The sequence below is a fragment of the Amycolatopsis sp. lyj-84 genome (assembly GCF_046549075.1).
GTDB lineage: Bacteria > Actinomycetota > Actinomycetes > Mycobacteriales > Pseudonocardiaceae > Amycolatopsis.
In genome coordinates, this window is sequence record NZ_JAJPWO010000006.1 from 288,331 (window position 1) to 313,921 (window position 25,591).

Annotated in this window: 23 protein-coding genes; 12 read left to right on the forward strand and 11 right to left on the reverse strand. The window is 68.0% G+C overall.

Annotated elements, in window-relative coordinates; genetic code table 11:
• Entirely contained in the window at positions 1 to 732 is a 732-nt protein-coding gene (locus ACLJRM_RS20880; protein WP_410600921.1) for a helix-turn-helix transcriptional regulator, read from the forward strand.
• A gap of 5 nt (positions 733 to 737) precedes the next feature.
• Here the strand turns inward: ACLJRM_RS20880 and ACLJRM_RS20885 are convergent, their stop codons facing one another.
• Positions 738 to 1,190 (reverse strand): carboxymuconolactone decarboxylase family protein, encoded by a 453-nt coding sequence (locus ACLJRM_RS20885; RefSeq protein ID WP_101607439.1) that lies wholly within the window; start codon positions 1,188 to 1,190, stop codon positions 738 to 740.
• 73 nt (positions 1,191 to 1,263) lie between these two features.
• Positions 1,264 to 1,959, reverse strand: a complete 696-nt coding sequence (locus ACLJRM_RS20890; protein WP_410664021.1) for an SDR family NAD(P)-dependent oxidoreductase — start codon at positions 1,957 to 1,959, stop codon at positions 1,264 to 1,266.
• Positions 1,960 to 2,063: 104 nt separating this feature from the next.
• Here ACLJRM_RS20890 and ACLJRM_RS20895 point away from each other — a divergent pair, with 104 nt between their 5' ends.
• Positions 2,064 to 2,660 carry a TetR/AcrR family transcriptional regulator gene (locus tag ACLJRM_RS20895; protein WP_410664022.1) on the forward strand — a complete coding sequence of 199 codons (597 nt, stop codon included), beginning with the start codon at positions 2,064 to 2,066 and terminating at the stop codon, positions 2,658 to 2,660.
• Here ACLJRM_RS20895 and ACLJRM_RS20900 read toward each other — a convergent pair.
• Positions 2,657 to 4,039, reverse strand: a complete 1,383-nt coding sequence (locus ACLJRM_RS20900) for a cytochrome P450 (protein ID WP_410664023.1) — start codon at positions 4,037 to 4,039, stop codon at positions 2,657 to 2,659. The two genes, ACLJRM_RS20895 and ACLJRM_RS20900, sit on opposite strands and share 4 nt — an antisense overlap.
• A gap of 89 nt (positions 4,040 to 4,128) precedes the next feature.
• Here ACLJRM_RS20900 and ACLJRM_RS20905 point away from each other — a divergent pair, with 89 nt between their 5' ends.
• A complete protein-coding gene (locus tag ACLJRM_RS20905) occupies positions 4,129 to 4,725 on the forward strand; it encodes a TetR/AcrR family transcriptional regulator (RefSeq protein WP_101607443.1) in 597 nt (198 codons plus the stop codon).
• On the opposite strand, the gene ACLJRM_RS20910 is transcribed toward ACLJRM_RS20905, so the two are convergent.
• The gene (locus tag ACLJRM_RS20910; RefSeq protein WP_410664024.1) at positions 4,643 to 5,437 is read right to left on the reverse strand and encodes a glycosyltransferase; all 795 of its coding nucleotides are present in this window, start codon (positions 5,435 to 5,437) and stop codon (positions 4,643 to 4,645) included. The genes ACLJRM_RS20905 and ACLJRM_RS20910 overlap by 83 nt on opposite strands.
• 10 nt (positions 5,438 to 5,447) lie before the next feature.
• Positions 5,448 to 6,077, reverse strand: a complete 630-nt coding sequence (locus tag ACLJRM_RS20915; protein WP_410664025.1) for a class I SAM-dependent DNA methyltransferase — start codon at positions 6,075 to 6,077, stop codon at positions 5,448 to 5,450.
• 153 nt (positions 6,078 to 6,230) lie between these two features.
• On the opposite strand from ACLJRM_RS20915, the gene ACLJRM_RS20920 reads away from it, so the two are divergent.
• Positions 6,231 to 6,575, forward strand: coding sequence for an MmcQ/YjbR family DNA-binding protein (locus tag ACLJRM_RS20920; protein WP_410600927.1), 345 nt, complete (start codon positions 6,231 to 6,233; stop codon positions 6,573 to 6,575).
• Positions 6,576 to 7,428: 853 nt separating this feature from the next.
• Here the strand turns inward: ACLJRM_RS20920 and ACLJRM_RS20925 are convergent.
• The 6 genes from ACLJRM_RS20925 to ACLJRM_RS20950 all read right to left on the reverse strand — a co-directional run bounded on the left by ACLJRM_RS20925 (position 7,429) and on the right by ACLJRM_RS20950 (position 15,286).
• Positions 7,429 to 8,676, reverse strand: coding sequence for a DUF222 domain-containing protein (locus ACLJRM_RS20925; protein ID WP_410664026.1), 1,248 nt, complete (start codon positions 8,674 to 8,676; stop codon positions 7,429 to 7,431).
• A 203-nt stretch (positions 8,677 to 8,879) separates the two neighbouring features.
• The gene (abc-f, locus tag ACLJRM_RS20930; protein ID WP_101607446.1) at positions 8,880 to 10,499 is read right to left on the reverse strand and encodes a ribosomal protection-like ABC-F family protein; all 1,620 of its coding nucleotides are present in this window, start codon (positions 10,497 to 10,499) and stop codon (positions 8,880 to 8,882) included.
• Between the two features lie 232 nt (positions 10,500 to 10,731).
• Positions 10,732 to 12,141, reverse strand: a complete 1,410-nt coding sequence (locus ACLJRM_RS20935) for a GH1 family beta-glucosidase (protein ID WP_168214307.1) — start codon at positions 12,139 to 12,141, stop codon at positions 10,732 to 10,734.
• Entirely contained in the window at positions 12,138 to 12,995 is an 858-nt protein-coding gene (locus ACLJRM_RS20940) for a carbohydrate ABC transporter permease (protein WP_101607447.1), read from the reverse strand. Before ACLJRM_RS20940 ends, ACLJRM_RS20935 begins: the two co-directional genes overlap by 4 nt.
• Entirely contained in the window at positions 12,992 to 13,981 is a 990-nt protein-coding gene (locus ACLJRM_RS20945; protein WP_410664027.1) for a carbohydrate ABC transporter permease, read from the reverse strand. Before ACLJRM_RS20945 ends, ACLJRM_RS20940 begins: the two co-directional genes overlap by 4 nt.
• A gap of 3 nt (positions 13,982 to 13,984) precedes the next feature.
• On the reverse strand, positions 13,985 to 15,286 hold the full coding sequence (locus ACLJRM_RS20950) for an ABC transporter substrate-binding protein (protein ID WP_101607449.1): 1,302 nt from the start codon (positions 15,284 to 15,286) through the stop codon (positions 13,985 to 13,987).
• Between the two features lie 182 nt (positions 15,287 to 15,468).
• Here ACLJRM_RS20950 and ACLJRM_RS20955 point away from each other — a divergent pair, with 182 nt between their 5' ends.
• The 8 genes from ACLJRM_RS20955 to mmsB all read left to right on the forward strand — a co-directional run bounded on the left by ACLJRM_RS20955 (position 15,469) and on the right by mmsB (position 25,503).
• The gene (locus ACLJRM_RS20955) at positions 15,469 to 16,515 is read left to right on the forward strand and encodes a LacI family DNA-binding transcriptional regulator (RefSeq protein WP_174720407.1); all 1,047 of its coding nucleotides are present in this window, start codon (positions 15,469 to 15,471) and stop codon (positions 16,513 to 16,515) included.
• Positions 16,516 to 16,623: 108 nt separating this feature from the next.
• On the forward strand, positions 16,624 to 17,637 hold the full coding sequence (locus tag ACLJRM_RS20960; RefSeq protein WP_101607450.1) for a LacI family DNA-binding transcriptional regulator: 1,014 nt from the start codon (positions 16,624 to 16,626) through the stop codon (positions 17,635 to 17,637).
• A 65-nt stretch (positions 17,638 to 17,702) separates the two neighbouring features.
• Positions 17,703 to 19,376 (forward strand): ribulokinase, encoded by a 1,674-nt coding sequence (araB, locus tag ACLJRM_RS20965; RefSeq protein ID WP_101607451.1) that lies wholly within the window; start codon positions 17,703 to 17,705, stop codon positions 19,374 to 19,376.
• The gene (locus ACLJRM_RS20970) at positions 19,373 to 20,059 is read left to right on the forward strand and encodes an L-ribulose-5-phosphate 4-epimerase (protein WP_101607452.1); all 687 of its coding nucleotides are present in this window, start codon (positions 19,373 to 19,375) and stop codon (positions 20,057 to 20,059) included. The genes araB and ACLJRM_RS20970 overlap by 4 nt, the downstream gene beginning before the upstream one ends.
• Positions 20,056 to 21,561 (forward strand): L-arabinose isomerase, encoded by a 1,506-nt coding sequence (araA, locus tag ACLJRM_RS20975; protein WP_410664028.1) that lies wholly within the window; start codon positions 20,056 to 20,058, stop codon positions 21,559 to 21,561. Before ACLJRM_RS20970 ends, araA begins: the two co-directional genes overlap by 4 nt.
• Before the next feature lie 40 nt (positions 21,562 to 21,601).
• On the forward strand, positions 21,602 to 22,723 hold the full coding sequence (gene chvE, locus ACLJRM_RS20980; RefSeq protein WP_410664029.1) for a multiple monosaccharide ABC transporter substrate-binding protein: 1,122 nt from the start codon (positions 21,602 to 21,604) through the stop codon (positions 22,721 to 22,723).
• Positions 22,724 to 22,728: 5 nt separating this feature from the next.
• Positions 22,729 to 24,252, forward strand: a complete 1,524-nt coding sequence (gene mmsA, locus ACLJRM_RS20985; protein ID WP_174720408.1) for a multiple monosaccharide ABC transporter ATP-binding protein — start codon at positions 22,729 to 22,731, stop codon at positions 24,250 to 24,252.
• A 3-nt stretch (positions 24,253 to 24,255) separates the two neighbouring features.
• The gene (mmsB, locus tag ACLJRM_RS20990; protein WP_101607455.1) at positions 24,256 to 25,503 is read left to right on the forward strand and encodes a multiple monosaccharide ABC transporter permease; all 1,248 of its coding nucleotides are present in this window, start codon (positions 24,256 to 24,258) and stop codon (positions 25,501 to 25,503) included.
• Positions 25,504 to 25,591 lie beyond the last annotated feature (88 nt).

A 25,591-nucleotide genomic window follows, 5' to 3' on the forward strand; every position in this document is an offset into this window, starting at 1 on the left:
ATGGGCGATATCGTGGTGTACGTGACAGTGTCCGATCCGGACGGCTTCGACGCCCGTTCCATCACCGCGGTGGCGGCGCTCGACGACGACCTCCGCCGGGGCATGTACGCCTACGCCCGGGGCGCGCGGCGTCCGGTGACGCGGGACGAGGCGGCGGCCGCTGTCGGGATCTCCCGGAAGCTCGCCGCCTTCCACCTCGACAAACTCGTGGCGGCGGGGCTGCTCAAGTTCGGCTTCGCGGCGGGGCCGGTGGTCAAGGTCGGGCGCAGGCCCAAGGTCTACGAACCTGTCGACGAGGCCATCCAGGTGCAGCTTCCCGTGCGGCGGCACGAGATCCTGGCGGGCATCCTCGCCGAGGCCGTACTCGCCGAAGGAACCGGCGAGACCGCGCGGGACGCCGTCCTGCGGGTCGCGGGGGAGCGTGGTTTCGCGGCGGGCGAAGAGGAACGCGCACGGACCCGGCCGGGCAGGCTCGGCGTGGAACGCGCGCTCACCGTGGCCGAAGGGGTGCTTCGCCGTCACGGCTTCGAGCCGAGCCGGGACACCAGTACCTGCGTCCGGCTGCGGAACTGCCCGTTCCACCCGCTGGCGGCCGAGGCGCCGGAGCTGGTCTGCGGGCTCAACCAGGCCTTCCTGGCCGGTTTCCTGACTGGCGTGCGCGCCGGGAACGTGGAAGCGGTCCTCGTCCCCGGCGCGGCCGAGTGCTGCGTGGAGCTGCGACAGGCCAGATAGGCCGGTCAGGCGGCGCCGGCGACCTGCCGGGTGGCGACGTTGAGCCGGTTCCAGGTGTTGATGGCGGCGATGGACAGGACCAGGCTCGAGAGCTGCTTTTCGTCGTAGTGACGGGCCGCTTCCGCCCAGACCTCGTCGTCGACCGGGTCGGCCCGGTCCGCGATCCGCGTGAGGGCCTCGGCCAGCGCGAGGGCCGCGCGTTCGGCGTCGGTGAAGTAGGCCGTGTCACGCCACGCGGCGACGGTGAAGATCCGCTCGTCGGACTCGCCCGCCTTGCGCAGTTCCTTGGTGTGCATCTCCAGGCAGCCGCTGCACCCGTTGATCTGGCTCGCGCGGACGTGCATGAGGTAGTGCGTGGTGTTCGGGACGCCGGTGTCGCCGGTCGACTCCGCCAACGCGATCAGGGCCTTCAACGTGGCGGGGTTCGCCAGTGCCGGGTTCGGGATCCGTGCTTCCATGAGGTTCTCCTCCAGGGTTTCCGTCTTGCTTTCACCGCACTGACGGATCCCGGGAGGAAGATGTGACCGGGCCCTACCAAGGCACGACTTCGCCGTAGAGGTCGAGGAACTGCAAACCCTTCGCACCCGCTTGGGCCTCGAGGACGTCGACGACGGCCGGCATGCTCTCCGCGGGGGAGAGGGGAGCGCCGGGGCCGCCGAGCGGCGTCTGGTTGTGGCCGGGGTGGATGAGCAGCTTGGTGTGCCCATCGTCGGCGTGCCGGGTGGAGTAGCTGCGCATCAACTGGTTGAGCGCGGCCTTGCTGGCCTTGTACAGCTCGAAGCCCGGCCGGGTGTTCAGGGAGACGCTGCCCTGCCTGGAGGACATGACCGCGACGGTGCCACCGGGTACGACCAGATCGCGGAGGGCCTCGACGGTGCGAAGCGGGCTCAACGCGTTGGTGAGCATCACTTCGGCGAAGGTGTCGGCTGAGACCTCGGTGATCGGCAGGTTCCCGCGATCGATCGCGGCGTTGACGAAGAGTAGGTCCAGTTCGGTGCCGTCCAGGCGTTCGCGCAGGGCTGCGAGCTGGTCGTCACTGGTCATCTCCAGCGATTCGACCCGCAGCCGTCCGTTCGAGGCATCGGCCTTCGCCTGCAGTTCGCCGCCTTCTCGACGTGCTGTGGCGATGACTTGCCGGCCGCGCCGGGCGAGCTCCTCGGCGAGGGCGAGCCCCAGTCCTCGGGAGGCGCCGATGACGAGGGCTTGTCGAGTGGAGGTGTCGGACACGGAAACTCCTTGAGATTCGAGGATTTGTCTAGACGCGACGTTGCGTCTAGACGGTATCACGGTTGCTGCCGCGCCTTCCCGCACCGACCGGTACTGTGGCCCGCATGCCCGCCGCGAATTCGCAACCCCCCAGGGCGCGCTCCGGCAATCAGCGTGACGAGGCCGCCCGCCTCGCCGTGCTCCATGCCGCGGACGACCTGCTCGTCGAGCACGGCTTCGCCCGGCTGACCATCGAGGCGATCGCGCGCCGGGCGGGCGTCGCCAAGCAGACGATCTACCGCTGGTGGCCCTCGAAGGTCGAGATCCTGCTCGACACGCTCATCGAAGACAGCGAAAAGCGCTTCCCCGTACCGGTGGACAAGTCCACAGAGGACGGCATCCGCGGCTATTTCCGCGGCTTCGCGCGGTTCGTCACCCGCGATCCGGCGGGCAAGGTCCTGCTCGCCCTCATCGCCGAGGCGCAGCACAACCCGGAGACGGCCAAGAGCCTTCACGCCCGCTATCTCGATCCGCGTCGTGAGTTGGAGCGTGACCTTCTCACGCGCGGAATCGAAACCGGTGAGATCTCGCCCAGGCTCGACCTCGACGCCGCCATCGACGCCATCACGGGCCCGGTCGTCTACCGGGCCCTGACGGGGGCGAGCGTTCCCCGCGGCCTGGTGGACGCCCTCTTCGACGAACTGCTCAAGCCCGGCGCTTAGGCGGTCGTTCCCACCGTCGCGCGATCGCGGAGGGAGACGTCGAGCTTGAACCCCTCGGGCTTCAGCGTCAGCAGCTCCTGCACCTTCAGCAGGTAGGAGGGGTCGCCGCGCAGGTCGTAGCGGCTCAGCAGCATGCCGAGGACCAGTGTCGCCTCGTGCAGGGCGAACTGCCGCCCGATACAGGCCCGCTCACCGGTGCCGAACGGCTTGTAGACGTGCGCCGGGCGGGCCCGGTTGCGATCCGGGGCGAAGCGGTCGGGGTCGAACGACTCGGGGTCGTCTCCCCAGACGGGATCACGGTGCAGCGCCGGGATGAGGACGAGTGCCCACTCGCCCTTCCGGAGCCGGTAGGAGCCGCCGACGACAGTGTCCACCTGGGCCTGGCGCGCGAACGCGGGCGCTGTCGGCCAGAGCCGCAGCGCCTCGTCGAGCACTCGCCGGACATAGCGGAGCTTGACGACCTCCTCGTAGGACGGATCCGGGTTCTCGCCCCAGACCTTGTCCACTTCGGACTGTGCGCGGGCGAGGACGTCCGGATTCCGGGCGAGGTAGTACAAGGCGAACGACAGCGCGCCCGACGTGGTCTCGTGCCCGGCCACCAGGAAGGTGATGATCTGGTTCCGGATGTTGACCTCGTCGAGTGCCGCGCCGGTGCCCGGCTGCGTGGTGTTCAGCATGAGCCCGAGCAGGTCTTCGGTGCTCGTGTCGCCCCGGCGTGCTTCGACGACCTCGTCGACGACGGAGTGGAGGAAGGCGAGGTCGGCTTCGTTGCGCCGGTTCGCCTTGCGGCTGAGGAGCGGGCCGATGACGGGCGGCTGGAGCGCCATCCGCTGCGCGTGCCGCAGCGTGCGGACCATCGCGGCGACGAACGGATGTGGTTCGGCCCGTTCGAACGAGGAGAAGCTGTAGCCGAACCCCGTCCGCCCGATGGTCTCCAGCGTCAGCTTCGTCATGTCGTCCGCGACGTCGACCTCGCCGCCCCGGTCCCAGGTGTCCAGCAGTTCACGGGTGATCGCCAGCATCGTCGGGTGGTAGCGCTGCATGGCGTTGCGGCTGAACGCGGGCGCGAGGATCTCGTGCGCGCGCCGCCAGTTCGGCTCCTCGTTGTGCGCGGTGAACAGCCCGTCGCCGCCGAGCGGCCGCAGGTTCGAGATCGCGGGCGTGACGTGTTTCGCGAACCGCTTCTCGTCGGAGAGGTCGGCGACCATCTCCGCGCCGTGGACGAACACGATCCGGCGCCCGAACACCTTGCGTTCGAAGACGGGGCCCAGCTCGGCGGCATGCCGCATCGAGTCCTGGACCGGGGTCTTCGGTGAAACGCCGAGCACGTCGCCGATCAGCGGGATCCGGCGCGGGGGATGGGGGAGTGCGGTGGCCATCGGGCCCTCCAGGTGAGCACTGTTGAATCGACATCCAATAGCGAGAGTGGCGTGGTACTGAACTCGTGTCAAGTAAGTACGATGACCGAATGGCGCCGAGTTCTCCCGGAAGGCCCCGCAGCAGGCTGAGCACCGCCGAGCGGCGGGAACAGTTGCTGAGGATCGGCGCCCGCCTGTTCGCGGACCGGCCGTACGACGACGTGTGGATCGAGCAGGTCGCGGACATCGCCGAGGTGTCGCGAGGGTTGCTCTACCACTACTTCCCGACGAAACGGGACTTCGTCACCGAGGTCATCAAGGCCGAGGGCGAACGCCTGCTCGCGATGACCAGGACCGATCCCACGCTGCCGGTCGCGGAGCAGCTGATGGCGGGGCTCGACGCGTATCTCCGCTACGTCGAGGCCAACGAGGACGGCTACCGGGCACTGCACGCGGGCACGGCCATCGCGGTCGACGACGTCCGGGACATCCTGGACAACAACTTCGCCGAACAGGGCCGCCGGATCCTGGCGGTCCTGTGCCCGGACGGCGACCCGCCGGAGACCCTGCGTGTGATCGTCCGAGGCTGGCTGGCCTTCGTCGTCGCCGTCTGCCTCGACTGGCTCAAGTACCGCGGGCTGACCCGGGACCAGACCCGCGACCTGTGTGCGAAGGCGCTGCTCGACCTCGTCGACGTGCCAGCATGACCTCGGCGCGTTCTTCGATCAGTTTCATCCGCGCGAGCCGTTCCGCGTCGTCGTTGTGCGCGGCGGACGCGGTGACCTGCCCCGGCCACTTCCGGTAGTACATGCCGCAGGTGGCCACGAAGTACCCGTCGGAAGAGGCGTTCGCGGCGAGGATCAGCCCGGTGTCCTCCGACGCGGGCAGCGCCATCCAGCCGCCGAGGTCCAGCAGCAGTTCACGGCGGATGCACAACGTCCCGGCCACCACCGACGACACGTAGCCGTTGCGCTGCCAGTACCGCAGGATCGCGCCTCGTTCGATCGGTCCCTCCTCGGGATCGCTGTCGACCCCGGCCGTGGTCCCGTCCGGGAAGAGGTCGAGGACCCGGCAGGTCGTCCAGCCGATCGCGGGATCCTCCAGCGCCGCGATGTCGCGTGCGAGCGCGCCGGGCGCCAGGACGTCGTCCGCGTCGAGCGCCTTGATCAGCTCCCCGGAGGCACGGGACAACGCCATCATCCTCGCCACCCCAGGGCCGCCACGGCGACCAGAACCGGGAATTACGCGTCCGTCGGCGGGGAGGACGTCGTCGAGCAGGCCGGTCTCGCCGTCCTCCTGCACCAGCCATTCCCAGGTCCAGCCCGGCGGGAGTTCCTGCGAGGCGAGGGACTCGTACGCCTCGGACAGGTACGGAAGACTCGGCGGGTGGACCGGGGTGATCACGCTGATGACCGGCATGAACGCAACGCTAGCCGGGGCGGCGGGCCATGATCAGCAGGTGTTCCTCCGGAGGTGTCCCCGGCTCGTCCGCGGTGAAGAGCTCCGAATGCGTCCCGGTGACCTCGAGCCCGGCCGCCCCGACCCGGCGGACGAGGTCGTCCGGCGCGAAACTGGTCTCGAGGAAGGTGCGGCCGAAGAACTCCGCCGGCACGTCCTCGGCGTCGCGCGGCACGGTGACCAGCGCGAACAGGCCACCGGGCACCAGCCAGCGCGCGACCTGCGCGAGCACGGCTTCGGTGTCCTTGCGCGGCATCTGCAGAAACGGGAAGAAGGCGCAGACCGCCTCCCAGGACCCGGGCGGCGAGGTCCATTCGCGCACGTCAGCGTGGACGAAGGTGGCGGCGGGAACCTGCTCGCGCGCGAGGCCGATCATCACCGGCGACACGTCGAGCCCGGTCACCCGATGTCCGGCGGCGGACAGCTCCTCGGCGACCGGCCTGCCCGTTCCGCTGCCGATGTCGAGCACCCTCGACGACGGCGGCAGCGCGGCCAGCAGTCGCCGCACCGCCTTGTCGACCACCGGCGCCCGCCCGAAGGCGTCCTCGTAGGCGGAACCGATGGCGTCGAACAGTTCCGCCGCCGTGACCGGTCGGTCCATTCCTCAGCTCCCCGGGTCGAGTGGGCTCGACGCGAACCTACCGTCCCGGCCGGGTGGCGTCGAGTCTCTGTCCACTTCGGACTGTCAGGCCGGGCTTCCGGTCTTGTCGGTGGGTTCGCCTAGACTGTGGCCGCCGAGTTTTGGGGGTTTCAGGTGAGTGTGCGGAGTGACGAGTTCCACCGGATGCTGGAGGCGCTCGCGGACGTCCAGCGTTCCGACGCGACCGAGTGGGAGTCGTACAGCGTTCGTGGCAAGCGGTTCGGGTACTACTGGCCGCGGACCCAGACCGTCGGCCTGAAGCAGACGCTGTCCGAGCAAGAGGCGCTCGTGGCCGAGCGGCCGGACGTCTTCGAAGTGCAGTTCACCGCCGGGGGCTTCGGCTGGGTGGTGGTCCACCTCGACGGCATCGAGTCCGACGAGCTGACCGAACTCGTCTACGAGGCCTGGCGGCTGTCCGCCCCGGACGAACTGGTGGAGCAGGTTCCGCCGCCCTGCTGACCGTTACCGCGTTCGTGTGTTGACGCGCGTCACTTCGGTGCTCGGGAACATGTGGCGGTTGTGTGCGTTGTAGAGAGTGTCGGTACGGATGGTGCCCCCGGGCCTCAACCTCCGCCTTCATGGAATACCGGTTCGGCCGGAGCCATGTTGTGCCACTCGCCGAGAGGCGGCCCTCCGTATCGACCTTTAGCTCCCGCTTCCGCTCGCAGGTAACCCCCAGGCCTTCGCTGAGCGGGAGCGGGTCTTTTTTGTTGTTCGCGCATTCGTGTGTTGACGGGGGTCACAGGGATCGGGGCTTGGTGCAGGGGAACATTTCGGCCGGTGGTGCGTTGTAGAGAGTGTCGGTACGGATGGTGCCCCCGGGCCTCAACCTCCGCCTTCATGGAATACCGGTTCGGCCGGAGCCGTGTCGTGCCACTCGCCGAGAGGCGGCCCTCCGTATCGACCTTTAGCTCCCGCTTCTGCTCGCAGGAACCCCCAGCCTTCGCTGAGCGGAAGCGGGACCTTTTCTTTTGAATGAGTGGGTTTGAATCGGCGTCGGAATCAGTGCAGTAGCTCGACGACCCGCCCGCTTCGGCGCCTGGTCGCCTGAAGTACGTGAAGGCCCCCTTCATTGCGTCTAGCGCAGTGAAGGGGGCCTTCACGTACCCGTGGTCTTGATTCGCCCGCCGTGGGTACGCGGCGCTGTTGGCCCTGAACCCGAATCGGTACTTGACCCTGGCGGTGGGTGGCTGAGCTGGGTCGAGTGCGGGAAAGCGGTGCGTCGGGCACTGAATGGCGACCTCGGCCGGGCGCCCCGGGGTTTGGGCATGGCGAGGGGCCCGTCGCCGGTGTGGCTGGCGGGCTCCTCGGGTCACACACGGGTATTACGCCGGGATCTTCTTAACGGATCTAAATACTGGGGCGGGATGAACTCCGGTAACCCGTCGGCCGCCATGCGGACTTCCCAATCACCGTGGTGGATCAATCGATGGTGGAAGCCGCACAGCAGCACCAAGTTCCTGAGATCTGTCGGTCCGCCGTCTGCCCAGTGGTGGATGTGGTGGGCGTGGCAGTTCTTCGGCTTGCGATGACACCCGGGGAACGCGCAGCCCCCGTCACGGATGTTGAGGGCCCGGCGTTGGCCGGGGGTGACGAATCGTCTCAGCCGTCCCACGTCCAGCGGCTCACCCGCGGCGTTCATCACCACCGGCAACATGAGGCAGTCGCAGGCCGCCATCCGCGCCTCGCGGGCGGTCATGGTTCCGACGAAGTCCACGCACGCCGTGCCCAGGCCGGTTTTCAGTTCGTCGAGGCCGATGGTGACGTGGATCAGGGTGCGGTAGCCGCTGGTCCCGGGCTGGTCCGGGCACGCGATCGCCAGATCAAGTAGCTCGGACCAGGCGTCGCCCTGGCGTTCGGCCTTGGTGCGCAGGTCGGCTTGGCCGAACTCATCCACCGGCCGCGGCTTCACATACGCCTCAAGAGCAGCCGCGGTCCGCGCACCGGACTCGTCATCCAACAGACCATTCAGTTTCCAGTAGCCGTCTTTGCGGCGTTCCAAGGTCAGCTCGCGACGAGGCTGCTTCGGTTCGGGGTCTTTGGGTTCTTTGCCGTCGGGGTCGAGCCAGCCCAGCAGTTGGTCCCCGAGGTCCGATATCTGCTGGGGTCCGGCCTTCCGGGCGAGGTCGGCGAGGGTTGTCTCCGCGTGCTCCCGATCCTCCACCGATATCTCGGCGGGGATCTTCCGCAGGATCTCCACGATCTGCTTGATCCGTTCCTCGCCGATCGCGCCGTCCGCCGCCGCAACAGCGGTCGCCGGTGCGAAGGCCGGGATCTCGGTGCCGTCTAGGGCCCGTGTGGGGTTCAGGTCGATTGCGCGATTCACGTATGGCCGCGCCTCGCCCTGGCTCAGTCCGGCGACATCGGCGAACCACGCCAACGTCGTCCCATAACCGTATAAGTCTTTCGCGCCACGAGAATCAATCTCCGCCAAATACCGCCCCAAACCGGCGGAAGCGACCCGCATCACCTGCAAGAACTGCTGCACGCCATGGGCAAGCTCCAACTTGCCAGCGCGCCACAACTCCTGCGGCAACTCGGGAACAAAGGTCTCGGACACCTCTCCATAATACCGCAAACCTGTCGAACAAGTGTTCATAATTTTAAGCAACGAGCAATCCGTGCATTCACCACTGACGGGTGATATCTGTCATTGAGGGAATGTCAATGAGTAGTGACCGAAGGCCGAAGTGGGTCGTGAGTGGCGAAGAGGGTTCTAACCCGAATCGCCACTCACGACCAACCCGACCCAAAGAAACCCCGTCAAGACTCCACAAGAGCCCCATCGGCCAACCGAACCCGCCGATTCACCTTGATCTCGGTCAGGAACCGCTCGTCGTGACTCACGACCACGAAAGCCCCCTGATACGCCCCGAGCGCGCTCTCCAACTGCCCGACGCTGACCAGGTCGAGATTGTTCGTCGGCTCGTCCAGCAAAAGCAGCTGAGGTGCGGGTTCGGCGAACAGGACGCAGGCCAGGGTGGCTCGCAGCCGTTCGCCGCCGGAAAGCACGCCGACGGGGAGCTGGCTTCGCGCGCCCCGGAACAGGAATCGGGCCAGCAGCGTCATCCGTTGCGACTCGGGGAGAGCGGGGGCGAACACCGCGAAGTTCTCGGCGATGGTCCGGTCCAGGTCCAGCAGGTCCAGTCGTTGCGACAGGTAAGCGATCCGGCCCTCGGCACGCTTCAGGACACCGCCGTCGGGCTCCAGGTCTCCGTTGAGCACCCGCAGGAGGGTCGACTTGCCGGTGCCGTTGCCGCCGGTCAGCGCGATCCGTTCGGGGCCGCGGATCGTCAGGTCGACCCCGTCGCCCGCGAAGACGTCCCGGCCGTCGTACCGGACTTGGAGGTGCTCGCCGTGGAACATCGTGCGCCCGGCCGGGACATTGGTACCCGGAAGGATCAGCGAGATCTTCTGATCGTCGCGAAGGGAACGCTCGGCCTCGTCGAGACGGTTCTTCGCATCGCTGACCCGCGCGGCGTGCGTCTCGTTCGCCTTGCCCGCGGATTCCTGGGCGTTGCGTTTCATGGTCCCGGCGAAGATCTTCGGCAGGCCGGCGTTGCCGAGGTTGCGGGCCGCGTTGCCCGCTCGACGGTCGGCGCGTTCTCTGGCCTGCTGCATCTCCCGCTTCTCGCGTTTGACCTGCTGTTCTGCGCTGCGGACGTTGCGTTCGGCGACCTCTTGCTCGGCCTTGACCGCCGCTTCGTACTGGGTGAAGTTCCCGCCGTGGTACCGGACATCGCCGCGGTCGAGTTCGGCGATGCGGTCCATCCGGTCGAGCAGTTCCCGGTCGTGACTCACCAGCAGCAGACAGCCCGACCAGTCTTCGAGGACGCCGTAGAGCTTGCGGCGGGCGTCGAGGTCGAGGTTGTTGGTCGGTTCGTCCAGCAGCAGGATGTCGGGCCGTTTCAGCAATTGCGCCGCCAGGCCGAGGGAGATGATCTGCCCGCCGCTCAGCGTGCGCAGGCTCCGGTCCAGCGAGATGCCGTCGAGGCCGAGCCTGTCGAGCTGGGCGCGGGTGCGTTCCTCGATGTCCCAGTCGTTGCCGATGGTGGTGAAGTGCTCCTCACTCGCGTCGCCGGACTCGATGGCGCTCAGGGCCGCGAGCTGCGGGGCGATACCCAGCACTTCGGCGACGTCCAGGTCGGCGGTGAGCGGCAACGTCTGCGGCAGGTAGCCGAGGATTCCCTGGGCGGAGACGGATCCGGAGACCGGCCGCAGCTCGCCGGCGATCAGTTTGAGGAGCGTGCTCTTGCCCGCCCCGTTGGGCGCGACGAGGCCGGTGCGGCCCCCGGGCACGGTGAAGGACAGGTCGTCGAAGACAGGGGTGTCATCAGGCCAGGTGAAGGACAGCGCGGACACGACGACGAAGGCGTCTGACATGGAAATGACCTCGTGAAGGACAGCGGGCGCGTCGAAGCAGCACCGCGGTGGACGTGGCTTTGAGGGAACGACGAAATGGCCACATCGGCGTCAGCGCCGGTGGCCTGGCAACTCCGGCTCACCCGGAGATGTCGTCTTCACCTGCCACGTCTGGTCTCCATGCTCGTTGATCAGCTGCGCCTCCACCATAACAAAACCGGTCGGAGCCCGCCCGGGCTCCGACCGGCGGCCCTCAGCCCAGCCCGTTGAGGCTGATCGCCCGCGCGTACCAGAGCGCGCTTCGCTTCGGCGTCCGACGCTGGGTCGCGTAGTCGACGTGCACGAGGCCGAAGCGCTTGGCGTACCCCTCGGCCCACTCGAAGTTGTCGAGCAGCGACCAGTAGAAGTACCCGCGCAGGTCGACGCCCGCCTCGATCGCCTCGTACGCGGCGCGCAGATGCGAGTCGAGGAAGGCGATCCGGTCGGTGTCCACGATGTCCCCGCCGATCAGCGCGTCCGGATAGGACGCGCCGTTTTCGGTGATGTACAACGGGATCTGCCGGTAGTCTCGATGCACCTGCAGTAGACACTCGGTGAGTCGCGAGGGCTGCACCTCCCAGCCCGAGTCGGTGCGCGGCGCCGCTTCGTCGGGGACGAAATGGACGTCGGGGACGCCGAGCCAGTCGGGGCCCGCCGGTTCGCTGCCGGGTCTGGGGGTGCCCGAGACCTGGTAACCGCGGTAGTAGTTGATGCCCAGCCAGTCGATCGGCGCCGCGATCGTGGCCAGATCGCCCTCGCGCACCAGCTCCTCGAACCCGAGCGGGGCCAGGTCGGCCACCAGATCGGCGGGGTAGGAGCCCCGCAGCACCGGATCCAGGAAGAGCCGGTTCTGCAGGCCGTCGACCCGGCGGGCGGCTTCGATGTCCACAGTGGACGAAGGATCGGCCGTCGACACCGGGTACAGGTTCAGCGTGATCCCCGAGGACGCCGCCGGGGCGTGCCGCCGCAGGACGTCCATCGCGAGCCCGTGACCCAGCAGGAGATGGTGCGCGGCGGCGACGGCGGCGCGAGGTTCGCGTCGCCCGGGAGCATGGATCCCGCTCGCGTAGCCCAGCATCGCGGCACACCACGGCTCGTTCAGGGTGGACCAGTTCGCCACCCTGTCGCCCAGCCGCGCCACGATCGTTTCGGCGTACTCGGCGAACCGGAACGCGGTCTCGCGCGAGGCCCAGCCGCCCCCGTCTTCCAGTACCTGCGGGAGATCCCAGTGATACAGCGTTGCCCAGGGCTGGATCCCCGCTTCGAGAAGCCTGTCGACGAGCCGGTCGTAGAACGCGAGCCCGTGCGGATTCGGCTCGCCACCGTCGGGCCGGATCCGCGGCCACGACAGGGAGAACCGGTACGCGCCGAGCCCGAGCCGCCGCATCAGGTCGACGTCTTCGGCATACCGGTGGTAGTGATCGGCCCCCGGTTCACCGGTGTCGCCGCCGACGACGGCGCCGGGGCGGCGGGCGAAGACGTCCCAGATCGAGTCGGTGCGCCCGTCGGCGGCCGTGGCCCCTTCGACCTGGAAGGCCGCGGTGGCGGCGCCCCACACGAATCCGGGCGGGAACAGCAGCGCGGTCTTCGCCCGGACACTGTCGGGATGAGCGGACATGGTCACCCTTTCACGGCACCTTGCATGATCCCGGCCACGATCTGGCGGCCGAGGAGGAGGAAGACGATGAGGATCGGGATGGTGGCCAGGGTGGTCCCGGCCAGCACCAGCGAGTAGTCGACGTAGTAACCGCTCTGCAGCTTCTCCAGTGCCAGCTGGACGGTGGGGTTGCCGGCGTCCAGCACCACGAGCGGCCAGAGGAAGTCGTTCCACGACGTCATGAACGTGAACATCGCCAGGATCGCCGCCGCCGGGCGGACCGCGGGCAGGCAGACGTTCCAGAAGATCCGGATCATGCTGCAGCCGTCGACCCGGGCCGCCTCGATCAGTTCGTACGGCACCGCGTCCACTGTGTACTGACGCATCCAGAAGACACCGAAAGCGGTCACCAGGTTCGGCACGATCACCGACTGCAGCCCGCCCGCCCAGCCGAACTCCGACATCGCCATGAACAGCGGGATGATGCCGAGCTGGGTCGGGACGGCGAGCGTGATCACGATGAACACGAACAACCCGTTCCGGCCGCGGAACCGCAGTTTGGCGAACGCGAACCCGGCCAGCGACGAGAACAACACGGTGGTGAGGGTGACCGTGCCGGACACGATCAGGCTGTTCGCGAGCGCCTTCCAGAACGGCACCGTGTCGAACACCCGGGCCGCGTTGGCGAAGAAGTTCCCGCCGGGCAGGAAGGGCGGGACCCGCTCGGTGAGCATCCCGCTGTCCCGGCTGGCCACCAGGAACGACCAGTAGAACGGGAAGAGCGAGCCCAGCACGAAGATCGTGAGCACGACGTAGGTCGCCCGGCGTGGCTTGCCGAGCGCCGAGACACTCCGCTTGACACTGCTGGTGAGCACGGTCATTTCTTCTTCACCGCCGGAGTCCGGGCGAGCCTGCCGGTGAGGAAGAAGTTCACCAGCGCGATCAGCACGATGATCAGGAACAGCACCCACGCGATCGTCGAGGCGTAGCCGAGTTCGTAGTTCTCGAAGGCCGTTTGGTACAGGTACAGCGTCACGGTCTGGAACTGGTTGGACGAGCCGCCGTTGTTCGATCCGGGCATGGCGTCGAACAGCTTGGGCTCGGTGAAGATCTGCAGCCCGCCGATCGTCGAGGTGATCGTGACGAAGACCAGCGTCGGTTTCAGCAGTGGCAGCGTGATGCTGAAGAACCGGCGTACCGCACCCGCGCCGTCGATGAGGGCGGCTTCGTGCAGTTCCTTGGGAATGGCCTGCATCGCCGCGAGGACGATCAGCGCGTTGTACCCGGTCCAGCGCCAGTTCACCATGATCGCGATCGCGGCATGGCTGCTGAACCGGCCTGCCTGCCAGTCGACCGGGTCGAGGCCGATGGTCTGCAGCAGCCCGTTGACCAGGCCGTACTTCGGCCCGAACAGGCTCGCGAAGATGATCCCGAGCGCGACGAGACTGGCGGCGTAGGGGAGCAGGACGCCGACGCGCCAGCCGGTCGCCCCGCGCAGCCTGGCGCTGAGCAACGCGGCCAGGAGCACCGCGATGATCAGCTGGGGAACGCTGGAGAGCAGGAAGATGCTGACGGTGTTCTCGAGCGCGTTCCAGAACTGCGTGTCGGCGAACAGTTCCTTGAAGTTGTCCAGCCCGATGAAGTCCGGGGCGTCGTCACCGGCCTCCCAGCTGAACAGCGACACGTACGCCGTATAGAGCAGCGGGAACAACCCGACGATCCCGAACACGAGGAAGAACGGGGCGATGTAGAGGTACGGCGAGACTTTGACGTCCCACCGGCTCAGCCGGTGCCGGAGGGTCGGCCGGGGCGACGTGCGCACCCCGGCCTCCCTCCCTTCCGGCGCGATCTTGTCGACGACGGTCATCGGTCAGCGCGTGATCTTCTTCGCGGCGTCGAGCAGTTGCGTCCAGCCCTCGTCGGCCGACTTGCCCTGTTCGACGGCCTGCAGTGCCGGGCTCGACGCGTTCTCCTGGATCTGGCCGTCGCCCGGGCCCTTGTACTGCGGCTTGGCGACCTTCTTGGCCTGCTCCGCGAACAGCTGGCCGATCTTGGCGCCACCGAAGTAGGCGTCGGTCTCGCCCAACAGCGCCGGGTCTTCCAGCGCCTTGACCTGGCTGGGGAACGTGCCCTTCGCCTGGAACGCCTTGATCTGCTGCCCGGGCGCGGTCAGCCAGGCGGCGAGTTCGGCCGCCTCCTTCGGGTGTTTGGACTGCGTGGGCACGGTCAGGTACGAACCGCCCCAGTTCCCGCCACCGCCGGGGAAGGCCGCGGTGACCGCCCACTTGCCGGCGTTCTCCGGTCCGGAGTGCTCCTCGATCACGCCGAGCATCCACGCGGGGCACACCTTGGTGGCGAACGCGCCCTGCTTGAACCCGGAGTTCCATTCGTTGCTGAACGCGGTCAGCTTGGCCGACTGTCCTTTCGAGACGGCGCCGGTCACCTTGGTCCAGGCGTCCTTGATGCCCTGGTTCCCTTCCAGCGCCAGTTTGTCGTCGGTGCCGAGGTATCCGGTCGGGAGCTGGTTGACCATGGCGTTGAAGTTCTGTGCCGCCGAGTCGAACCACGCCTTCCCGCCGCTCTTGGAGACGTACTGGTCGCCCGCGGCGAAGTAGCTGTCCCAGGTCGCGAACAGTGGCTTGACCGCCTCGGGGTCGGTCGGCAGACCGGCTGCGGCGAGCATGTCCTTGCGGTAGCACATGGCGAGCGGGCCGATGTCGGTCCCGTAACCGATGACCTTGCCGTCCTTGGTCTTCGCCGCGTCGTACTTCCAACCGAGCCAGCGGTCAGGGGAGGCGTCCGCCGGGCCGATCTTGGGCAGGTCGTTGAACTTCGAGCCCTTGTCGAGGACGTTCGACAGATGGCCCTCTTCGACGGCGGTGACGTCGGCGAGGCCGGAACCCGCCGCCAGTTTCGTGATCAGGTCCTGGTGGTACGGGCCGCCCTGGCCGGTCTTGCGGTGGGTGATCTTGATGTTCGGGTGCAGCCGTTCGTATTCGGGGATGAGCTCCTCGTAGCCGAACTCGGTGAACGTCGCCAGCGACAGCTCGACCTTCGCGTTCGGGTCCGACGCGGCGGGAGCCCCGCCGTCGTCACCTCCGCACGCCGCCAGGCCGAACGCCGTCATCGTGATACCCAGTGCCAGCACCAGGCCGTTCCGGATGGTTCTCACGTCTTTGTCCCTTGCTGATGGGGTGAAGGAGAACTGGGAGCGCTCCCAGGAATGCGCAGAGTTTGTCCCCCCGGACGAGATCGTGTCAAGGGCTTGTAATGAGAGTGTTTCCATCGAGGGAGCGCTCTCAGTGTTCCCGGCCGCCGGACACTAAGCTGGGGGTGTCCGGATGACGCTGAAAGGTGAAGGTGACGCGGGTGGGGCCTCGACCAGGGGATGACGGCCGGCCGACGCTGGAAGACGTCGCCGCGTCCGCCGGGGTCAGCCGGTCGACGGCGTCCCGGGCGCTGAACGACGACGGCTACGTCAGCGCACGTTCCAAGGAGAGGGTGCTGGCCGCGGCCAAGGAGCTCGGCTACTCGCCGAACCAGGCGGCCCGGTCGCTGGTGACCAAGCGGACCGGGGCGGTCGCGGTCGTGCTGTCGGAGCCGGAAGCGCGGCTGCTCGACGACCCGTACCGCACCGCGGTCATGCGGGCGGGGTACCGCGAGCTGGCCGACATCGGCTGTCAGATGGTCTTGATCTTCAGCGACACCCGCGAGGATCTCGACCGCACGGTGCGGTTCCTGGACGGCGGGCACGTCGACGGTGTGCTGGTGTTCGCGCCGCACCGGACCGACCCGTTGCCCAAGGCGTTGCGGCAGTTGAGGATCCCGGTGGTGTACGGCGGGCAGGCGGCCGGGCTCAAACGCGGTGTCCACGTGGTCGACTTCGACAACGAGGGCGGCGCGAAGCTGGCCGTCGCGCATCTGGTCGGAGCGGGGCATCGCCGGATCGCGACGATCGCGGGCCCGCAGGACCAGAGCGCGGCGATCGACCGGCTTTCGGGCTGGCGCAAGACGCTGCTCGACGCCGGGCTCGACCCGGCGGACCTGGTCGAGGAGGCCGACTTCACCCTGACCGGCGGGGCGAAGGCGATGTCGAGCCTGCTCGCGCGGCGCCCCGATCTCGACGCCGTCTTCGTGGCCAGCGACATGATGGCCCTCGGCGCGCTCCGCACCCTGCATTCGGCCGGACGGCGGATCCCGTCGGACGTCGCCGTCGTCAGCTTCGACGACAACGCGACGCTGGCACCGGAGATGGACCCGCCGCTGACGTCGGTCCACCAGGACCCGCGGGAGCAGGTCCATGCGATGGTCGAGACGCTGCTCGCCCTGATGGACGATCAAGAACTCAAGCCACGCCAACGGATCTTGCCGGTCTCGCTCACGCATCGCGCCTCCAGCTGATCCGGGTGTCCGTGACCCGACTGTGACTCGGGGAGCGCTTGACCCGGCTCGTGTTATCGCTAACACTTGCGGCACTCGTCACACGGTACCGGCAGGGGGAGACACGCGATGGCGCGCGAGACCACCGAGGGCAAGCAGGCCAGTCTCACCGACGTGGCCGCGCTCGCGGGTGTTTCGCACATGACGGTCTCCCGGGTCATCAACGGCACCGGGCCGGTCCGCGCCGAGACCCGGGTCCGCGTGAACGCCGCCATCGAGCAACTGGACTACAGGCCGAACTCGGTCGCCCGCGCGCTGGTCACCGGCCGTTCCGGCACACTCGGCGTGGTCGCGCTGGAGGCCAATCTCTACGGACCGGCCAGCACCCTGAGCGGGATCGAGCACGCCGCCCGCGAGGCCGGCTACGCGACGACCATAACCAGCATCAGTCGTCCCGGCCGGTCGTCCATCGCCGACGCGGTGGAGCGTCTGCGGCGCCAGGCGGTCGAGGGCATCGTCGTGATCGCGCCGCACGTCACCGCGGGCCGGGCGCTGGAGGCGGCGCCCAGCGACGTGCCGCTCGTCGCGGTCGGCGGCGGGGAACAGGCGCCGGTGCCGGTGATCTCGGTCGACCAGTACGACGGCGCGCGCCGGGCCACCGAGCACCTTCTCGGGCTCGGGCACGAGACCGTCTGGCACGTGGCCGGACCCGAAGACTGGCTGGAGGCGCTCGACCGCGAGCGTGGCTGGCGGGAGACCCTGCAGCGGCACGGCGCGCGGATCCCGCCGGTCGTCCGGGGCGACTGGAGTGCGCGTTCCGGGTACGCGGCGGGGCGGTCCCTCGTCGGCGAAAAGGGGCTGGACGCGGTGTTCATGGCCAACGACCAGATGGCCCTCGGGTTTCTCCGCGCCTGCACCGAGGCCGGGGTGAACGTGCCGGGGGAGATGCGTGTCGTCGGATTCGACGACGTGCCGGAGGCGGCCTACTACACGCCGCCGCTCACGACGGTGCGCCAGGACTTCGTCGAAGTCGGCAGGCGCACGTTCGACCTGCTCCGCCGCCGGATGAACGGCGGTGAGGAACGTGCCCGTGACCTGGTGGTCCCCGAGTTGATCGTGCGGGAGAGCACCGGCATTTCGTAGGACCGGCGCTGGCTCGGCAAGGTGCCTCACAGCGGAATGTTAACGCTAACAGTTCGGGAGAAGAAGTGAGTACAGGGGAGCCGCTGGTCGTCGGCGTCGACTTCGGGACGCTGTCCGGCCGGGCCGTCGTGGTCCGGATCCGTGACGGCGCGGAACTGGGCAGCGCGGTTTCGGAGTACTGCCACGGGGTGATCGACGGGATCCTGCCGTCGACCGGCCGGGGCTTGCCGCCGGACTGGGCGCTGCAGATGCCGTCGGACTACGTCGACGTCCTCCGCACCGCCGTGCCGGAAGCGATCCGCGCGGCCGGGGTCGATCCCGCCGACGTGATCGGCATCGGAACCGACTTCACCGCCTGCACCATGGTGCCGACGACCGCCGAAGGCACTCCGCTGTGCGACCTGCCCGAGTTCGCGGCCGAACCGCACGCCTACGCGAAGTTGTGGCGGCACCATTCCGCGCAGCCGCAGGCGGACCGGATCAACGCACTGGCACGGGAACGCGAGGAGTCCTGGCTGCCGCGCTACGGCGGGCTGATCTCCTCGGAGTGGGAGTTCGCCAAGGCGCTGGAAGTCTTCGAGGAGGCGCCCGAGGTGTACGCGCGGATGCGGCACTGGGTCGAGCTCGCCGACTGGATCGTCTGGCAGCTCACCGGGACCTATGTCCGCAACGCCTGCACCGCCGGGTACAAGGGAATCCTCCAGGACGGCCGGTATCCGGGCGTGGGCTTCCTGGAGGCGCTGGCACCCGGCTTCGGATCCTTTGTGGACGAGAAGCTCGCGCATCCGCTGGGGGCCCTCGGCGCCAAGGCGGGAACTCTGAACGCCCAGGCCGCCGAATGGACCGGTCTGCGCGAGGGGATCGCGGTCGCCGTCGGGAACGTGGACGCGCACGTCACCGCGTCGGCCGTCCAAGCCGTGGCCCCGGGGCAGATGGTCGCGATCATGGGCACCTCCACCTGTCACGTGATGAACGGCGCCGAACTGCGCGAGGTCCCGGGGATGTGCGGCGTCGTCGACGGCGGGATCGTCTCCGGGCAATGGGGCTACGAGGCGGGTCAAAGCGGCGTCGGCGACATCTTCGCGTGGTTCGTCGAGCACGGCGTCCCGGCGTCCTATGTGGACGACGCCCGTGAGGCGGGGATGTCCGTCCACGAACTGCTCACCCGGCTCGCGGCCATGCAGGAGATCGGCGAGCACGGTCTCGTCGCGCTGGACTGGCACAGCGGCAACCGTTCGGTGCTGGTCGACCACGAGCTGTCCGGCGTCGTCGTCGGGCAGACGCTCGCGACCCGCGCCGAGGACACCTACCGGGCGCTCCTGGAAGCGACCGCGTTCGGCACCAGGATGATCGTCGAGACCTTCGAACGGGCGGGTGTCCCGGTCACGGAGCTGATCGTCGCCGGTGGCCTGGTCAAGAACCCCCTGCTGATGCAGATCTACGCCGACGTCACGAATCTGCCGCTCTCGGTGGCCGGCTCCGCGCAGAGTCCCGCGCTCGGATCGGCGATCCACGCCGCCGTCGCCGCGGGAGCGCATCCGGACGTGCCCACGGCGGCGGCTGCGATGGGTTCGGTCCGCCGGGCCGTCCACCTGCCGATCGCGGAGAACGTCAAGGCCTACGACGAGCTGTACACCGAGTACGCCGTCCTGCACGACTACTTCGGCCGCGGCGCCAACGACGTCATGCACCGCCTCGCCGCCCGCCGTCGTTCCGTCCGGAAAGGACAGCACCGATGAGCCTCGCCGTGGAGATCACGGACACCTTCGAAGAGCTGCGGGACACCGTCGCCCGGCTGCACGCCGAGCTGACGAGGTACGAGCTGGTGATCTGGACCGCGGGCAACGTGTCGGCTCGCGTGCCCGGCCACGACCTGATGGTGATCAAGCCGTCCGGGGTGTCCTACGACGCGCTGAGCGCCGACACGATGGTCGTCACGGACCTGTACGGCGAGGTCGTCCACGGTGACTTCGCACCGTCTTCGGACACCGCCGCGCACGCCTACGTCTACCGGCATCTGCCGGAGGTCGGCGGCGTCGTCCACACGCATTCGACCTACGCCACCGCGTGGGCGGCACGCGGGGAGGCGATCCCTTGCGTGCTCACGATGATCGCCGACGAGTTCGGCGGGGAGATCCCGGTCGGGCCGTTCGCGCTGATCGGGGACGACTCGATCGGCCGCGGCATCGTCGAGACACTCCGGTCCAGCCGGTCACCCGCCGTCCTGATGCGCAACCACGGGCCGTTCACCGTCGGCCGGACCGCCAGGGACGCGGTCAAGGCCGCGGTGATGGTCGAAGACGTCGCCAGGACCGTCCACATCGCCTCCGCGCTCGGGAAACCGGAGCCACTGTCCGAACAGGACATCGACCGGCTCCACGCGCGCTACCAGAACGTCTACGGGCAACAGGGAGAGAAGTGAGCACGCAGCGGAAGACCGAGGTCTGGTTCCTCACCGGGAGCCAGGCGCTCTACGGCGAAGAGACCCTGGAGCAGGTCGCGGGCCAGTCGTTGCAGATCCAGCGGATGCTCGCCGACACCGGCCGGATCTCGGCGGAGATCGTCGCGAAACCGGTGCTCACCGAGCCGTCGGCGATCCGGCGGGTGATGCTCGAAGCGAACGCGGACGACGCGTGTGTCGGCGTCATCGCGTGGATGCACACGTTCTCGCCCGCCAAGATGTGGATCACCGGGCTGGACGCGCTGCGGAAACCGTTGCTGCATCTGCATACCCAGCTGAACGAGGCACTGCCGTGGCGGTCCATCGACATGGACTTCATGAACCTCAACCAGTCCGCGCACGGGGACCGCGAGTTCGGCTACATCCAGACCCGGCTCGGGGTGGCCCGCAAGACGATCGCAGGGCACGCGGCGGATCCGGCGGTGGCGACCCGGATCGACGCGTGGATCCGCGCCGCCGTCGGGCGCCAGACGCTCGGCTCGCTCGAACTCGCGCGGTTCGGCGACAACATGCGCGACGTCGCGGTCACCGACGGGGACAAGGTCGAGGCCGAACTCAAGTTCGGTGTCTCGGTGAACACCTACGGCGTCAACGACCTCGTCGCCCTGGTCGACGCGGCGCCGGACGACGAGGTGGACGCGCTGGCCGAGGAGTACGCGGACACGTACACGCTCGCACCGGACCTGGCCAAGGGCGGCGGACGGCACGAATCGCTGAGGTACGCGGCCCGGATCGAGCACGGTCTCCGCGCGTTCCTCACCCGCGGCGGGTTCGGCGCGTTCACCACGAACTTCGAGGACCTCGGTGGCCTGCGCCAGCTCCCGGGGCTCGCCGTGCAACGCCTGATGGCCGACGGCTACGGCTTCGGCGGTGAAGGGGACTGGAAGACGTCCGCGCTGCTGACCGCGGTGAAGGCGATGGGCCGCGACGCCGAACTCGGAACGTCCTTCATGGAGGATTACACCTACCATTTCGGTCCCGGCGAACCGAAGATCCTCGGCGCGCACATGCTCGAGGTCTGCCCGAGCATCGCCGCGGCACGTCCGTCGTGCGAGATCCACCCACTCGGCATCGGCGGCCGAGAGGACCCGGTCCGGCTGGTGTTCGACGCCGCCCCCGGTACCGCCGTGGTGATCGGCATGGCCGACCTCGGTGACCGGTTCCGCCTGGTGGCCAACGAGGTCGAGGTCGTCGCGCCGGACGAGCCGCTGCCGAACCTGCCGGTCGCCCGAGCGGTGTGGAAGCCGGCGCCCTCGCTGACGACGTCCGCCGAAGCCTGGATCACCGCGGGCGGCCCGCACCACACGGTGCTCACCCGGGCCGTCGGCACGGAGGCGATCCGCGACCTCGCCACGATGCTCGACGTCGAACTGCTGGTGATCGATCACGCGACGACGACGGAGTCGTTCGCGGACCGGTTGCGCTGGAACCAGGCGTACCACCGGCTCGCACAGGGGTTTTAGAAGCAGGGTTTCTGACGGTCCCCACCGGAGAGAAGGAACAATGAAGTTCACGAAACTGGCCGCCGTGGCCATCACCGCCGGACTGGCTTTGGCGGCCTGCGGTTCGAGTGAGAAGACCGGCGGACAACAGCAAGCGGCGGGCGGCGCCGCGGGTGGTCTCGTCGGTGTCACCATGCCGACCAAATCGTCGGAGCGCTGGATCCACGACGGCGACAACATCAAGGCGGCGCTGGAGAAAATGGGCTACCAGGTCGACCTGCAGTACGCCGAGGACGACATCCCCACCCAGGTCAACCAGATCGAGAACCAGATCACCAAGGGCGCGAAGCTGCTCGTGATCGCTTCGATCGACGGCACCGCGATCACCACGCAGCTGCAGGAGGCCGCGGACAAGAAGATCCCGGTCATCGCCTACGACCGGCTGATCCGCAACACTCCCAACGTCGACTACTACGCGACCTTCGACAACTTCAAGGTCGGCGTGCAGCAGGCGACGTCGCTGCTCACCGGTCTCGAGGTGCTCAAGGAGGACGGTTCGCCGGGTGAGGCCAAGGGGCCGCTGAACGTCGAACTGTTCGCCGGTTCGCCCGACGACAACAACGCGACGTTCTTCTTCAACGGCGCCATGTCGGTGCTGAAGCCGTACCTGGACAACGGGACACTGGTCGTCAAGAGCGGCCAGACCGCGTTCAACGTCGCGGCGATCCTGCGCTGGCAGGCGGCGACGGCGCAGCGACGCATGGAAGACCTGCTGACCAAGACCTACAGTTCGGGCGACAAGGTCCAAGGCGTGCTCTCGCCCTACGACGGGCTTTCCATCGGGATCCTGTCAGCGCTCAAGAGCAATGGCTACGGCACCCCGGGTCAGCCGTATCCGGTCGTGACCGGCCAGGACGCCGAGGTCGCGTCGGTGAAGTCCATCATCGCCGGCGAGCAGTACTCGACCATCTTCAAGGACACCCGCAAGCTCGCCGAGACCACGGTCGAGATGGCCGATGCGGTGCTCAAGGGCGGCAAGGCCGAGGTCAACAACAGCAAGGACTACGACAACGGGAAGAAGGTCGTCCCGGCGTTCCTGCTGGAGTCGGTGATCCTGAACAAGGGGAACTACCAGAAGGAACTCGTCGACTCCGGTTATTACACCGCGGAACAGCTGAGGTAGCCGACGTGACCGACGAAATCCTTCGGATGCGGGGGATCACCAAATCCTTCCCCGGGGTCAAGGCACTGCAAGACGTGAACCTTTCGGTGCGCCGGGGCGAGATTCACGCGATCTGCGGCGAGAACGGCGCGGGCAAGTCCACGCTGATGAAGGTGCTCTCGGGCGTCTACGCGCACGGCTCGTACGACGGCGAGATCGTCTTCGACGGCGAGCCGTGCGCGTTCTCCGCGATCCGCGACAGCGAACGCCGCGGCATCGTGATCATCCATCAGGAGCTCGCCCTCTGCCAGCAGTTGTCCATCGCGGAGAACATCTTCCTCGGCAACGAGAAGGCGCGTGGCGGCCTGATCGACTGGAACCGGACCAACCAGCGGGCGGGCGAACTGATGCGGCGCGTCGGCCTGCGGGAGAACCCGGTGACGCCGGTGCTCGACATCGGCGTCGGCAAGCAGCAGCTGGTCGAGATCGCCAAGGCACTGTCCAAAGAGGTCAAGCTGCTGATCCTCGACGAGCCGACCGCCGCGCTCAACGACGACGATTCGGCGCATCTGCTCGAACTGCTGCGAGGTCTCCGTGACGACGGCGTCACCTGTGTCCTGATCTCGCACAAGCTCAACGAGATCGCCGCGATCGCCGACTCGATCACCATCCTGCGTGACGGCAGGACGATCGAGACGCTGGACGCGGCGACGGTCACCGAAGACCGGATCATCGCCGGGATGGTCGGGCGGAAGCTCGAGAACCGTTTCCCGCCAAGGGAACCGCGGATCGGTGACGAGGTGCTGCGGATCGAGGACTGGACCGTGCACAGTCCCACGCAACACGGCCGGGTGGTCGTCGACCGCGCGAGCCTGACGCTGCGGCGCGGCGAGATCGTCGGGCTGGCGGGACTGATGGGCGCCGGGCGGACCGAACTCGCGATGAGCGTGTTCGGCCGTTCGTACGGCAAGGACATCTCCGGACGTCTGGTCAAGGACGGCAAGGAGATCGAGGCCCGGACGGTCGGCGAGGCCGTCGGGCACGGCCTCGCCTACGCCACCGAAGACCGCAAACGGTACGGGCTCAACCTCATCGAGGACATCCAGCGCAACGTCTCCGGCGCGGCGCTCGGCAAACTCGCCCGGCGGGGCTGGGTGGACGAGAATGAAGAACACCGCGTCGCCGAGGAATTCCGCAAGAGCATGAACATCAAGGCGCCGGACGTGAAGAGCGTGACGGGCACGCTGTCCGGCGGCAACCAGCAGAAGGTCGTCCTGTCCAAGTGGATCCTGACCGATCCGGACGTCCTGATCCTCGACGAGCCGACGCGTGGCATCGACGTCGGCGCGAAATACGAGATCTACACGATCATCAACCGGCTCGCCGACGAAGGGAAGGCCGTGCTGGTCATCTCGTCCGAGCTGCCGGAGCTGATCGGCCTGTGCGACCGGATCTACGCGTTGTCGGCGGGCCGGATCACCGGCGAGGTCGGCCGGGCCGAGGCGACGCAGGAGGTCCTCATGCGCGCGATGACCAGGGAACAGGAGTAAGTCATGAGCACCGCCTCCGCAGACACGATCACCGGTGTCCCGGACCGGAAGGGAGCCACTCCGCCACGAGCGCCGCGGCGGATCTCGTTCAACCCGCGCCAAAGCGGGATCTACGTCGCGTTCGCGCTGATCGTCGTGCTGTTCTCGATCCTGACCGGCGGCGCGCTGCTGGAACCGCAGAACATCTCGAACCTGATCGTGCAGAACTCGTACGTGCTGATCCTCGCGATCGGCATGATCCTGATCATCATCGCCGGCCACATCGATCTGTCCGCCGGTTCGGTGGTGGCGCTGACCGGCGCGATCTCGGCCGTGCTGATGGTGAACGTCGGCATGGCGTGGCCGCTTGCGTTGCTCGTCACGCTGGTCGTCGGCGCGGTGATCGGCGCGTGGCAGGGCTATTGGGTCGCCTATTTCGGCATCCCCGCGTTCATCGTGACGCTGGCGGGGATGCTGATCTTCCGCGCGCTGACCTTGACCGTGCTGGGAAACCAGGGGATCGGCCCGTTCCCGGACGCGGTGCGGACGCTGGCCAACGGCTTCACCGGCGGCTATCTCGGCAACATCGGTCTCGGCCCGCTCGGCGGCGCGGACCTGGTCAGCCTGCTGGTCGGTGTCCTCGCGATCGGCTGCGCGATCCTCTCGCAGTGGCGCAAGCGCACAGCCCGCCTGAACTACCTGCAGGAGGTCGACCCGCTGCCGATGTTCCTGCTGAAGATCGCCGCGGCGGCCGCCGTCGTGCTGTTCGTGGTGGTCCAGCTGGCGCGGTACAAGAACCTGCCGTGGGTGCTGATCCTGCTGTCGGTGCTGGTGATCGGGTATTCACTGGTGACCACGCGGGCCGTGTTCGGCCGCCACATCTACGCCATCGGCGGGAACCTGCAGGCCGCGACGCTGTCCGGGGTGAAGGTCAAGGCGGTCACGTTCTGGATCTTCGTCAACATGGGCGTGCTGTCCGCGATCGCCGGTGTCATCGTCGCCGGACGGCTCAACCAGGCCGGGCCGACGGCGGGCAACATGTTCGAACTCGACGCGATCGCGGCGGCCTTCATCGGCGGCGCCGCCGTCCAGGGCGGGGTCGGCAAGGTGGTCGGCGCGATCACCGGCGGCCTGATCATGGGCGTCATCAACAACGGCATGTCCCTCATCGGCGCGCCGACCGAGAGCGTGAACCTGGTCAAGGGGTTCGTGCTGCTCGCCGCCGTCGCCTACGACATCTGGACCAAACGGCGGGCGAGGGCCGCTTCCTGACGGTCGTGAGTGGGCGGTGTCGTTCCGCCTGCCGGGGGAAACCTGCCACCTGTTTGGCCCACGACCTTGGAAGGATCTTGGTCTTCCG

Coding starts and splice junctions, on each gene's coding strand:
- abc-f (WP_101607446.1), bottom strand. CDS start 10,499: ATGTCAGACGCCTTCGTCGTCGTGTCCGCGCTGTCCTTCACCTGGCCT.
- ACLJRM_RS20910 (WP_410664024.1), bottom strand. CDS start 5,437: ATGCCGGTCATCAGCGTGATCACCCCGGTCCACCCGCCGAGTCTTCCG.
- ACLJRM_RS20905 (WP_101607443.1), top strand. CDS start 4,129: ATGGCGCCGAGTTCTCCCGGAAGGCCCCGCAGCAGGCTGAGCACCGCC.
- ACLJRM_RS20970 (WP_101607452.1), top strand. CDS start 19,373: ATGAGCCTCGCCGTGGAGATCACGGACACCTTCGAAGAGCTGCGGGAC.
- ACLJRM_RS20915 (WP_410664025.1), bottom strand. CDS start 6,077: ATGGACCGACCGGTCACGGCGGCGGAACTGTTCGACGCCATCGGTTCC.
- ACLJRM_RS20945 (WP_410664027.1), bottom strand. CDS start 13,981: ATGACCGTCGTCGACAAGATCGCGCCGGAAGGGAGGGAGGCCGGGGTG.
- mmsB (WP_101607455.1), top strand. CDS start 24,256: ATGAGCACCGCCTCCGCAGACACGATCACCGGTGTCCCGGACCGGAAG.
- ACLJRM_RS20885 (WP_101607439.1), bottom strand. CDS start 1,190: ATGGAAGCACGGATCCCGAACCCGGCACTGGCGAACCCCGCCACGTTG.
- ACLJRM_RS20960 (WP_101607450.1), top strand. CDS start 16,624: ATGGCGCGCGAGACCACCGAGGGCAAGCAGGCCAGTCTCACCGACGTG.
- ACLJRM_RS20940 (WP_101607447.1), bottom strand. CDS start 12,995: ATGACCGTGCTCACCAGCAGTGTCAAGCGGAGTGTCTCGGCGCTCGGC.
- ACLJRM_RS20895 (WP_410664022.1), top strand. CDS start 2,064: ATGCCCGCCGCGAATTCGCAACCCCCCAGGGCGCGCTCCGGCAATCAG.
- ACLJRM_RS20880 (WP_410600921.1), top strand. CDS start 1: ATGGGCGATATCGTGGTGTACGTGACAGTGTCCGATCCGGACGGCTTC.
- chvE (WP_410664029.1), top strand. CDS start 21,602: ATGAAGTTCACGAAACTGGCCGCCGTGGCCATCACCGCCGGACTGGCT.
- ACLJRM_RS20900 (WP_410664023.1), bottom strand. CDS start 4,039: ATGGCCACCGCACTCCCCCATCCCCCGCGCCGGATCCCGCTGATCGGC.